This is a genomic window from Heliomicrobium gestii, from assembly GCF_009877435.1.
Lineage (GTDB): Bacteria > Bacillota > Desulfitobacteriia > Heliobacteriales > Heliobacteriaceae > Heliomicrobium > Heliomicrobium gestii.
In genome coordinates this window covers 72,949-85,316 of the sequence record NZ_WXEX01000009.1, presented here as the reverse complement: position 1 = coordinate 85,316, position 12,368 = coordinate 72,949, and the positions used below count along the sequence as shown (strand labels likewise).

Here is a 12,368-nt window from a genome sequence, read left to right as displayed (position 1 = left end):
CAGCCAAAAGGTGAGTCGCCTGCGACCCCGTTCCGGTTACTGTAAAATCCCATCTACATTCGCTTCAATTCTTTCCTTCCCACTGTGGCCCCGAATCAAGAACCCCGACGGACCTGCATAACGAACACGAATTCCTTCCTGCTCTATCACAAACCAAACCCGGCCCTGCGGATCATCGGGATCCATTAATAGTGCTTGCGCGGGGTCTAAGGAAAAGGCAACTTGATTGGCGTTCAACCATTCATAGAGCCGCCATTCCGGTTCCGTCTCTAAAAGCAACTCTTCCAACACTTTTGCCCATTCTAACGATAGCCGGGAGGCCCATCGGTAGCTGGAAAAGCGTCGACCCTTTCCATCTTCGTAGATGTTTTCAATGGGGCTGGGAAGTATTTCGAATGATCCCAGTCGATATAGGATGACCTTATCGCCAGTGTGGTCAGGCGTTGTTGCCCGTCTATGAGCAGATATTTGGCTACACCTTCCGGTACAGAGACGGTTGGAAAGGTAACCATCGCACCAATAAAATGCGTTCTTCTCGTATCGTCTTCATAAAGATCCATAATATCCTGCCAAAGCGTTTCCCAATGCTTTTTCTGCCATGTGTAGGGCCGCTGAAAAAGAGGCACGATGTACTGTTTCGTGCCCTCCAGAATATTCGTCAACACGGTTTCGTTTGCTTTCAATAGAAGTCTCCTTTCTCATCAAGGTTCCTTCATATCTTCTTGCAACAGTCATCAGAACTGGCAATTCGCTTGCTATACAGTGATGTTCAGCAAAAAATCGTCATAATTCTTTGCTTGCTTAATTGTCCGATTCTCGAATCCAATAATTCAGTCGTTTCAGATCGATCCCATGTCGGCGGGCCACTTATGTTGCATTTCCCACTTCCATGGCTTCCTGGATCAGTTGCTCATTTAGTTCTTTTGGGTATCGAGTTCGTCTCATTTTCTCGTCCCATCCATGCGTTCTCGTTGTAGCCCATTTGAGCGTCTAAGCTCAAATATTATGAGGGGGCTTTATAGAAGGGGGCTATGCTCTAGAATTAGGGGTTTGAACCGTTTCTTTATAGACAATTAATGAGGATCCAACTCTTACTACCAAGGCTCACTGAGTTTCTTTACTATATCACGACGCGATAAAACACAGGCACAGCGTTCCCATAAATGCGCCTCAGGATCTATGGTACCACGATATTTCACAGTAAAAGCGTCCTGAGCCTTTTTCCTTTCGTGCATGTATTCGTTCATTCTGCGTTTAAGCTCTTCTTCGTCTTTAATCCATTCATCGTCGATTGTATCCGGAAGACTGCCAAAAATGTCGTAAGTGTCGCGCAGGCGTTCTGATAAGACGTTGTAAACCTTCTCATCCTGTGTTTCGCTGTAGACAAGATTGAGCATATCAACAAACTTACGGGCTTGACCAAACCGCTTGATTCTACCTAATCGTTGTTCAAGGCGAGACGGATTCCACGGAAGATCAATGTTAATCAAGGTGCCTAATGTTTGAAGGTTCAAGCCTTCGCAGGCCGCATCAGTTGCTACGACCAGACGAATCTCACGAGTTCTAACGGCAGCTTTTATGACTTCACGTTCGACATTGTTAAATTGTTCGCCCCGAAAAAGTCCGCTCTTTCCTACACCCGCATATACTGCGACAACTTCATCTTTGTAGGATTTGGCCAGCTCTTTGGCCATCCATTCTGCAGTGTCATAGTACTGACTGAAGATAATACAGCCGTGTTCAAGCCACGTTTTTCCGTCAGTCCTAAATTCAGAGAGGAACCACTTCACTGTATTGAATTTAGAATCTACGGCTTCAGCACGGGATAACTGTGTTTCTATTTCTTTGAGGCAGACCACCTCTGCAGGCGTCATCTCAGAAAGGATATGTTCTACTTCTTCAATACGGTCCTCATCCTCATTGGAAATAGAATGCTTAAGCATCTTCTGCGCCGTTTTCAAACCGGAGGCAAAACTTGAACAAATGCGTTGCAGCATCAGTGATTTCATAAAGCCGCCGGCTTTCGTTCTGGAATTAAGAAGCTTGCAAAACTCTTCGGCTTTTTCGTAGGCAACCTGGAAGGGTGTGTTTGTTGGAATTCCCAAACCGACAAAACGAGACTGATACTGTGCAAGATTTCGGGTGACCGGGTGCGTATTAACACCAACTTTTTCTAACAGACCATCGTCTTCAAGTTGCTTTCGTTTTCTCAAAACGGTATGACGCAAGACGGGGTTATTTTCTTTAAAAAATCCATGGACCAGACATTCAGAAAGCCACATGTTCTGAATCATATAGTCCAAATCCTCAAACCGGTGTGGGCAAAAGAAAGACTGGGAGTCGATCGCCAAATAATCGCGAATCTGCTGAACAATATGATGCTCATTAGCCGGAGGCAGTGGGTTGCTTAACCACCGCCAGGCTTCTTGCTCGGAAGTGACTTGGTTTTTTCCAGTCACCAGTGGGATCGCTTGTTCATGGTCTCGCCAAGGCGATAATGAATCACCAAGAACAAACTCTGCGCCACTATTCAGAATCCCTAAAAGATCCCAAAGTTCCCGGACATCCGTCTGGATGGGGGTCGCCGTACCTAGTATCAAATGTCGGGTACGCTTTCCGATCTGCTGCATAAAAGCGAGAAGATTATTGGGTTCAGCTGCTTTATCACCCAGTCCACCTCTTGCTCGTGCTTTGTGTGCTTCATCTAGAATGACAGTTCCAAATCGATTCTTAAGGAGCATTCCTGCTTCTTTGACAAATTCGGATCTCTCGCGCTGGTGCATGATTAATCCAGTCGAAACGATAGCGATTCTATAGGGACATTTTTTTATCGATGATGAATCTCCGCGTGGGGATAAAATCTGACCTTCAACACCAAGCCACACTTTTTTTTGAGAAGACCAGACTGCCGCGGGAACCCCCAGCTTATCCATCATCTCAATTTGCCATTGAATCGTTAATGTGGACGGAGCAAGAATAAGAACCGGACCATCTTCGAGAAGAGCACTCACCAGCGCGCTGGTTGCCATGGAGAGTGTTTTACCCACTCCGACCTCGTCGGCCAGTAGCAAGCGGGCTTTTCCATATGTATCTCGGTGCTCCAAAAACATGGTGACAAAGGAGCGCTGCCATGGCTGCAATTGTTCCCCGCCTCGATATATGGGAGCTTCCGCGATTGCAGCAGCCGGGACTTCTGCCGGTTTTAATACCTCTACCGTGACCTCGCGACGGTTAGCGACACGATTGATTTCTGCCAAGATAGCTTCTGGTAGAGGAATACCGTCGTTCCACAAAGCCCAGAATTCTTTCTCAACCCAGTCAGCACTTTCCTCGTCGTCATCCTGCCATACCAGTTCATAGTTATGGGCAAAGGCACTTTTCGACTCGTTCACAGAACCAATGAAAGACTTGCGACTACCGTCGGGATAGTGGATGGATCCGGCTTTTCCATGGAGAAACAGGCGTTCCTTCGGTACAACCCTGATTTCCACATTACCAGACTGCAATAACTGATCGAGGATCTGATAGCGCTCTTTTTTCAGGAGTGCTTCGGCTTCTACATCCACTTCGTTCCAATGCTCTTTAAGGGCTGTGTTTCGCCTAGTGGCCACCTGAAAGTCAGCCAGGTCCAGTTCAGAATTACAGATGATCTTCACTTCTGGAATTTGAGCTATCTGCTCGCCAACCAGTTCGAAAATAGAACTCCTAAAATAGCCTGCAATTCGGAAATACTTGGATGCACCTTTTAGAGTTTCCGCTAAAAACTCCGTATCCAATCTTTGTGTTCGAGATGAAAAACGCTTTAACGCCATCGCTTATAACCTCTGGTTTCTTATGGCCTCGGCAAGTATACGCGCACAGCTTGCTTCCAATTCGGGTTTGAAGGTTTTCGTTCCTTTGATACCTTCCCGTTTTCCTGCCAGATAGTCTGCCATTTTGGCGAGCAAGGTTTTGTTAGGCAGATAGTTGGGGCAGTTTTCCATCAGGTGCAAAAGCACATCATCCACTTCCACCTCTTTGGAGAGTTCAAAGACAGCGTAGAGCAATGCTCGCAGCGGTGTCCCCGCAAATTCAGCATCTCCGGATATCATCGCGCCTTTGAACTCCGTCGATAGTTTCAAACGTGCAGAATTCGCCTTTGAGTTATCACTCATTAACTGGTCATAGTGATGAACTTTGAAGGCTTTGGCGAAGTTCTGGTAGTTGTCCAGTGTTTTGGCACCTTGATGCTCCATCTCCACCATCTTAAGATAGAACCGTTCCACAGGCTGCAGCTTCTGCCATTCAACTTTTTCAAATCCCACTGGGACAAGGAACTGCACGGCGGTCTGCACGGCAAAATCGATCAGTTCATCGACAAAAGTCTTTTTTCCTTTTTGGCGAGGGGCTTCGGCTTCAGCGATCATGTCCTTACCGTCAATGCGTGAGTAGGCGGTCAGGACTTTCAGAGCAGCGGCGTATCCAGCCATCTGCAAGTCAGCATCGGTGTAGAGCCCTTCGGAACCTTGGGCTTTCACCTTTATATCCAGTCCTATCAACGACTCCACCTGTTCTCTAACTGCCTCTTCAATCTCCCATCCAAGATCATCACGGAAAGTTTCAAGCTCATGATGTCGTTTTCGCAGAATCAGAATAATGGTTCCTTTGACATTAGCCCCCTGACGCAAAGCTGAATCAGTTTCAGTTACCACATACCAAGCGGCTGTCACCTGCAATCCACTAGCCCAGATAATGTTTGCCATGTCTGCCCAAATAGCCCCGCTTTGATGGGTAAACATTAAAACCTGGATTCCGTTATCAGGCATATTATTGGCCATCTTTCGGTAAGCAGCCACCATGCCTTGACGGAAATCCTCATCCTCTCCTTTAATAGCTAATGTACGACGGCTGTCCCAGGTCCAGTGAGCAAATTCCTTAGGAGGATTTTTGCGGAGCCACGCGATAAAAAATTCGGTTATCTCCTCGTACTTGACGGCATCACCATAAGGAGGATCAGTCACATATATGTCATTTTCTTCATTAATTTTCTGCGCAGAGTGCGTAAAGACTTTCCACTTTCCATATATCGAGCTTTCTTTATATTGAGGGAAGAAAAAGTTTATCATGTTCCCCAGGCTACGAGTTCCGTAATTATACAAAGTGTTCAAAGCCTGATTGTCAAAGGTATTAGAAGTATTGCCACCAGCACCTTTACTTTCACTATTATTCCAACGGCACACTCGGCTGTTTATATCTAAAATACTTGTTAAAATATACGAGGTGTACGCACTTAGATATTTTTGCACGAATGTAGCTACAAGCAACTGCCTCGGATTAAACAAATGATGCCAATGGGTCCAGCCGCGAGTTCTGATAGGCTCGTCTGTTTTATCTCCAGCTTCAATGACCATATCGGGTATATAGCCCTTCTCCTGCCACTCCTCCAGATGCTTCCCAACATAGTTAATAACCTTTTGTTCTCGCTTCAGATCATCATGTGTAACTGAGCGAAACTCATAGTCGTATTTAGAACCCGTTGGCTTCTTTTTCATCCATTGGATGCAATAAAGCCGCTCTTGAAAAATATCATCCGGGCGTGGGGTAAAATCGGCTTTTTCCCACATGCGAAGCCGATTCTTATTTTCTTTACCCTCTTTGTAATCTCCTCGGATAGTTTTGATACTCACTCGATATTGAGTAATTCCATCCGGTGAATGAACAAGATCTCCGTCTTGAACCGTTCCTTTTTCTGCCAATTCAACCTTTTCAGTAGAATCGACATAGCGAATCTTGATGTCGTAACGTTTTTCTATGTGAATCGGAATCAGTTCAGCGATAACTTTGTATCCTTTGCTAATAACCAGGCTTGGGATTAGTGGTACTTTCCAGCCAGACTGTGGGCAGACAACCTCAACACAGTAAAGATAAACCTTTGCTCTCCAGCCGCCCCCATCTTTCTCAACGCCTAGATCATCAATCTCTTTTTGAACATGCTCAATTAGTTTCTTCTGAGCCTCAACAATATTAGCCCGTTCCTCTTTGGATGCTCCGACAATATTAAAACCTCCCCAGGTGAGCATGCAGGCAATGGGATTGAGGTCGGAAGCATAAACATCACAGCCCAGGCGTGCCGCTTCAAAGGGAATCTGCCCTGAGCCAGAAAAGACATCTGCAACCTTCGGACGTCTTCCAAAGCGGGCAATGCCCATCTGCTCCACCAGTTCGGAAATAGAATTGGCAGATGTATCTAGATGTCGGTTTACGCGAGACCAGATATGTGCGTAAAGGAGATCGCCCAGTTCTTCGGAGCGTTTCGCCTTACTTACTTGTTCAGAATAAGGCAACACCAATAATTCTCCTACAGTATCGCGTTTGGAAAAGGGAAGCGTTGCTTCGAGGCGTTTCTTCATCGTCTCCGTATCCATGCCCATCAGCATTTCAAAAATTTCCAGATCTTTGAGATGATCCTCTGTGGCTGGAAGTAATGACCCCAGAATACATGCCTTATTGAGAATGAGCGGTTTTCTACCTTTCCAATAGCTGCCAAGGGCTGTAAGCGTTTTACCGGATCCCGCCATCTGCTCTTTATAGCTTTCCGCGGATATTTTTTGTACTGGAAAAAGATGTTCAATCAGTGCCGGTTTATCTTTCCATTCAAATGGTGCTAGTGCCATTAGATGTCTCCCTTTTCAATGAGATTAAAAAGAGTCAGTGTCTCTTGTTGCTCTGATTGCTCTGGTTTCTCTTTTATCTTTGGATTTTTTTTAGGCTCCACCTTAATACTTGAACCGTCAGACAAGGCGCAGTAAAGTGCTTTGCGCCAGCCTCGTCCAGATTGATCTTCAAGCCCTGCCTCCGAGGCCGTTTTGCTGTAAAGCCACCAGCGTTCCTCAGGACGCAATGCCAGCCACTTTTGGCAGATTACAAGGCACTCCTCAGGTGAGGCATGTTCTGCTGCCCAGCCAAGAACACAAATCTCTCTCCCAAGAAAGCGGTCTAACTTGACTTTTCCGATTGTCCAACTGCCGGTACTTTGCTTTTTGCTTTTTAGGCGCTCATTAAAGTCTCGTCTTGCATCATCCCTGATTTTGTTCCAAAGCTCACGCGCAAGAACCAGTCTGCATTCAACAGTCTCACGACGAGCTTCATCGCCGTCGAAGCCAAAATCCTCATAAATACGGATAGCATCCCGCGGTGATGTGGGAATTTCTACATAAAAATGATGCATGCCGAATTCTGTCGGTGCGCCAAAATCTGTAGTTTTACTCATTTTTGATCTACTTCTCCGTGGCCAATCTCAATACCTAGGTGCTTAGTAAATTGCTCTAAAGCGTACCCGGTTGGTGTATAGGCCTTTTTGAATGTCATAATCACAGGAACGTCCGGGCTAAGAAGGGTTTGCAGATGGTTCAATGTCTTTTCGATATACTCTGCACTGATCTTAATTTCACCTAAGGAAAGATGGATCGCCTTTGGTGCAGAGCCAACCAACAGCATTACCTGTTCAAATTCGATGCTTTTCTCCTTAGCCAGCTTCAGTCCCTCATAAGTCTTCGAGGAACTATCCAAGCGTTTTGGTGACGCGCTTTGCCAGATTGCAGGGGCTTCTTTTATGATGGGTACTTCCTTGGAGCCCGCCTTGTTGAAGGTAAAGTTTCGCTTTTCCTCAAGACCGTCACACTCGGCAAAGACGTAAACTGTCGTTTCTTCATCTCCCAATTGAATAGATCCAGTATAGTCAGTTCCGTTTCGGGCTTCTGAACCATCCAAAGTGTACTTAATCGTACCTCTCGGTGCAACAAACAGTTCTACCGTTCGAGATATTTCGTCAAATCGGTTGCGTAGTGTTAGGCGATTCGTCCATGTTTTTGGGGCACCGGTCTGATTTTTCCCAGTAGGATCAACGGCTAGAAACTGAACTCGCAGTGCTTTAGTTACCAGTGTATTTTCGCTCAGTACGGGACTGCTTTCAGATACCTCACCATCTTCTGCATAATAGATTCGGGGACTGTTGCCTGCATTCACCACATCAATCTTCAGACGTACCGTTCCCGAATCATCAGGGGAAGAATCTTCACCACTGATAATGACCTCTGTCGTTTTGGGTTTCGGCTTTTTTGTGATATATCCGTTCCCTAAGTCTTCCCATACACCACGCTGGTACGCTTCAATGGCCAGTTGTTCAAATCCACGGTTTGGAAGCCAGGGCATCTGAGTTTTCTGCTTCATTTTATCTAGCAAATCCGTCTTACGTGCCTCATCCTGAGCACCGAAAAGCAACGACTCTACTCTGGCGCGAAGAGCATCAAAGTTTTCACTGATCTGGGTATACAGTTTAATGGGATCTGAAGTGAGCGTTTTTACAACCTGCCGCTCACCATTGTAAGGTTCATTTGATGGATAGGTACTATCGAGTGCTTTTGACCGAAGTACATCTTCCCCTCGATTGCTTCCCGGAAAGAAAATTTTATCGAAAACCAAAAGAACGTTGGTATGGAAATCCTGTTCGTATTGAGCTTTCTTCTCGTCCAGTTCTTTTCGCTGCGGATGTGAATCGGAAATTTCATTATCTGCTTTTGTTACAGCATAGACATGGCGAGCGGCTTTTTCTATGCTGGCGATCGACGACTTCTCGCCAGTCAAAACCAGTACATTATTCTTATTAACTAGATTTTTGAAGAAATTTGTAATAATACCCGGGGGAGTTTTTCCATCAGGGCTAATTATCAGAAGGGCACGTCCTGTTTTAAGAATAGCCTCTGCTTCGTCCAGTTCAGGTAAAGGTAATACCTTTTCATAAGCTTCTTTGGTAACTGGTTTATACATCTCTTCAAGGCGGTGGCGTATTAGTTCATCCACTTTGTTTTGCGGTGCTTTATCGGCATAACCCTGAAGCTTTTTCGTTAAATTTTCCTGACGACTGAAGTAATTACGCCCATCCTGGGTCTGGTGTAAATACCAAGCCGACTTTTGAAGCTCACTAAATGCGGTTAAGAAACCACTTGCTTTGTGGATAGGGTCAATTAAGCATTCAAGCATTTCACATTCAGTAAGCCCTTTTACAGAATTGACGGCTGTTGAAAGGCTGGCTGTAAGCAATAAGGTTCCAACCTGTTTTGCATAATGATTTCCACTATTTATGTCGATGATCTGCGCATGGGCACTATCGGTGGAATCCCAGAGATCTCTTGCAATGACATCCCGCATTTCAGAGATTTCGGCCAGCTTCTCACGGACATCGTGGATGGAAAGGTCAAAATGCTGAGCACCGATCAAATACACGTCTTCGCTGCTTTCCCAGACAGACTTCAAAAGACGGGAAACCAATTCCATTAACCCACGCGTTTGTTTGAACTTTTCGTTTTCCTTAAACAGGGCAATGATGCTCTTGAAGCTCGGATGGAAGGGATAGGTTGATTCAATCTCGTTGGCCAATGCCTCGGCGCTTCTTTCAACCGTTTTTGCCTTTGCCGCTTCTGCCAGCCGTGACGCATAAACAGAGGCAACTTCTGCTATCTCGCTTTTATTCGGTAGCGAAAGAAAGAGCCGTTTGCGAAGAATTTCATAAACCTCATTAGATTCCAGATTTACGGGAGTAATGGAAACTTCCGCACGTCCCAACTCCTGTGTCGCATCATCAAGAGCGCGTTGAATTAACTTCCCACCCGTATCGTAGGCGGCCTCCAAGTCTGATACGACAATACAGACATTTTTCTTTTTTTGAGCTGCGGTGAGCATATTAGAAAATGCTCTGGTAATCACGTCGGCAATCGTTCCGTGCCCTAAGACCTGTGTGCTGTAATAATGGAAATAGGGAGGCATCTCATCCAAGAGAATCAGAATGGGTTCTTCGCCATCGAATAGATTTAACCATGACTGTTCATCAGGTGCCTTTGCGCCGGATTCCCAGTATTCCCTGAAGAGATTCTCTTTGCCTAACTGACGTGCAATTTCCCCCCAGAAATAAGTCGGGGGATTGTTACGACCGTTAAAAGCGGCTATTTTTGCCGAATCAAAATCTGACTGATATGGTATGGAGCCTATTTGTGTTTCTCGAAGGGCCGGATCTTTTGCTAGAAGTCCAAACCCAACCATTAAGTGCGTTTTACCACCACCCATGGCCTGTTTAAGATGGAATATTGTATCATTTGACTTTCCGGCAAGACGTGCCATACCTTTGGAAAGAAGAGTCTTCATTCCATCTGTTATGAACGTTTTCTTAAAGTAATCCTGCCCATTGGTGCCATGAATGATCTGATCAAGTTGCTCGATCTGGTCACCAACACTTATTTCAAGGGCCTTGGGGTGTAATTGGCATGCTGATTTGATTATTTTCACGTACAAGCTCCTTTCTTTCACCTAAACCCTGCATGGAATGTGGGATTATTAGGGCGCGGGGATTTATGTTATTTTTCCACTTTTACCATTTCTTTAACGTTGTGTTACATATCGAACTCCCACAGTATTTATTAGCCTTAAGTCCAGATTCCTTTAAATGTAAATTAACTCCTTTTTTCAGACTACCGTGCTCTGACAGGGCCCTAGTTATCTAGGCTTGTTTTTAATAAACATTTATTGGTTCTACAAATAAGGTTATTTTCCCTTCTAAATACAAATATTTGTTTTTGCACGCAATTTAAGTTCTGATTATCCGCCATTCACCATGCTTTATATTACTTCGAATAAATAATAACTTTATGGAACTCAGCGCAAATACCATATTTGTTATAAATTGTATTTTCCCATTACGAGGATTTTCAGCATGTGATCGCCGACGACGAAATCTTCTTCAATGCCGTCAATGGTTAATCGAAGAAAGCGCTGGTGCAAAGACGGCAACTTTCCACCACACCCGAGATTCCATCCCCATCCTTCAGGGCCGCCTAGAAGCATAGGCTTTACAACTACGACCATCGTCCTCATTCATCTTTTTGTAAAGTTCCTCTTTTCTTTCAGCGTTGGCTTTTCTCTGGTAAATCAACCGCCACGCTTACTAGCACCTTCATCGTTCAGAACTCTCACTCTAGAAACAACGCCCATGCCTGACGCGCTATAACATAAAGACCGCCAGTGAACACTGACGGCCCTCTTGTTTCACAGCCTTTAGAATTTGGCGACCATTCTCTTCAGCAGCCATTCACTGATCTTCAAGCCGTCCATCAGCAGAATGTTGTTGTTTTCGGCCAATGCTCGGGCGTCATCGCTAAAACCGTCAGCCAATGACATAACGCAACCGTCGGCATCTGGCTCATTTTGCATCATTTGCAGCAATTGTGTCTCCGCCCAGTCATCGATCGTCCCCACATGCTTTTTGACCTGAACAAATAAATTTACCTGACCATTCTCAAAGCGCGACTGGTCGATTCGTTGTCGAATGCAGCAGAAGTGGATGTCTCCACCTTTGCCATCGTACTTATTGCGCTGGGTGATGGTGTTGCCGTTGAATTCAAATAGATCTTTGCAAAGGTTCTCAAAAGAGATCAAACATTTCTCCAAGCAGAACAGTGGGTAGTTTCATCGTGATTATGTTCGATTAACCTTGTTGCCCCTATGTCATGTAGCTATTTCTATAAATCGTTGCCTCTTTCCCTTCAAAGCTCAGGCAGATGTGCAAAGGAAATGACGAGATCAAGGAAAACCTGTATTACTGTTAATCCCATTTGTGTTACCATATAACGTAAGAAGGTGTAGCTTCAAGTCAAACACACCAGCATTGGAGGAGATGTTCCATGAACAAAAAACTCCTTTTCGGCTCCATTGCCCTATTGCTCCCCGCATTATCTGCCGGCGTTGTCTATGCAGCGAGCACAGTAAAATTATCGCTCAACTACAAGGACGTCCCACCGGTTGTTCCCTTGCGACTCGACAACGGCCACATCGTCGGTTCTGTGCGGCAGATTGTTGAAGCCATGGGCGGATCCGTCGAATGGGATGAGGCCAAGCAGACCATTTCCATACTGGATCAAAGACAAACTCAAATCCAACAGCTGGAATCGGCGTTGAAACCGGCAGACAAACAGGAGGCGGCGCGGCGTTGGGCCGAGGCGGCCATGCACAGGAACGGCGCACTGCGCTACGCCCTGTTGTCTCCAGAATTAAAGCAGCAGCAGTATGGGGACTATAAGGATTTAAACTGGGTGATCGGGGGCTCCAGCCCTTGGATCGTCAGTTATGAGTTATCGGAGAAACCCGGCAATGACGCCGATACGGCGACCTTCGATATCAGCTATGTCTTGACCGATTCGACCGGTCAAAAGTACCGGTCAAAGGAGAGCATCACCATCAAAAAGTTTACTTACGACAGTCATGACAACTACGCAAACTGGTTCGTGACGAGCGGAAAACTGCCATCGTATGACCTGGATCCGGTTGCAGAATGAACAAAAAGG

The 12,368-nt window shown here is 45.6% G+C and carries 8 protein-coding genes; 1 reads left to right on the top strand and 7 read right to left on the bottom strand.

All coding sequences use genetic code 11. The features are described from left to right. Positions 1 to 36 precede the first annotated feature (36 nt). The 7 genes from GTO89_RS11495 to GTO89_RS11465 all read right to left on the bottom strand — a co-directional run bounded on the left by GTO89_RS11495 (position 37) and on the right by GTO89_RS11465 (position 11,463). The gene (locus tag GTO89_RS11495; protein ID WP_161262238.1) at positions 37 to 291 is read right to left on the bottom strand and encodes a hypothetical protein; all 255 of its coding nucleotides are present in this window, start codon (positions 289 to 291) and stop codon (positions 37 to 39) included. An 11-nt stretch (positions 292 to 302) separates the two neighbouring features. After that, positions 303 to 683 (bottom strand): DUF262 domain-containing protein, encoded by a 381-nt coding sequence (locus GTO89_RS11490; RefSeq protein WP_161262237.1) that lies wholly within the window; start codon positions 681 to 683, stop codon positions 303 to 305. 411 nt (positions 684 to 1,094) lie between these two features. Then, positions 1,095 to 3,812, bottom strand: a complete 2,718-nt coding sequence (locus GTO89_RS11485) for a phospholipase D-like domain-containing anti-phage protein (protein WP_161262236.1) — start codon at positions 3,810 to 3,812, stop codon at positions 1,095 to 1,097. A 3-nt stretch (positions 3,813 to 3,815) separates the two neighbouring features. After that, entirely contained in the window at positions 3,816 to 6,653 is a 2,838-nt protein-coding gene (locus tag GTO89_RS11480; protein WP_161262235.1) for an anti-phage-associated DUF1156 domain-containing protein, read from the bottom strand. Next, positions 6,653 to 7,249, bottom strand: a complete 597-nt coding sequence (locus tag GTO89_RS11475; RefSeq protein ID WP_161262234.1) for an anti-phage-associated DUF3780 domain-containing protein — start codon at positions 7,247 to 7,249, stop codon at positions 6,653 to 6,655. Before GTO89_RS11475 ends, GTO89_RS11480 begins: the two co-directional genes overlap by 1 nt. Beyond that, on the bottom strand, positions 7,246 to 10,317 hold the full coding sequence (locus GTO89_RS11470; RefSeq protein ID WP_161262233.1) for an anti-phage-associated DUF499 domain-containing protein: 3,072 nt from the start codon (positions 10,315 to 10,317) through the stop codon (positions 7,246 to 7,248). Before GTO89_RS11470 ends, GTO89_RS11475 begins: the two co-directional genes overlap by 4 nt. Before the next feature lie 765 nt (positions 10,318 to 11,082). Beyond that, positions 11,083 to 11,463 carry a restriction endonuclease gene (locus GTO89_RS11465; RefSeq protein WP_161262232.1) on the bottom strand — a complete coding sequence of 127 codons (381 nt, stop codon included), beginning with the start codon at positions 11,461 to 11,463 and terminating at the stop codon, positions 11,083 to 11,085. 245 nt (positions 11,464 to 11,708) lie between these two features. Between GTO89_RS11465 and GTO89_RS11460 the strand changes: the two genes are divergently transcribed. Next, the gene (locus GTO89_RS11460; RefSeq protein ID WP_161262231.1) at positions 11,709 to 12,359 is read left to right on the top strand and encodes a stalk domain-containing protein; all 651 of its coding nucleotides are present in this window, start codon (positions 11,709 to 11,711) and stop codon (positions 12,357 to 12,359) included. Positions 12,360 to 12,368 lie beyond the last annotated feature (9 nt).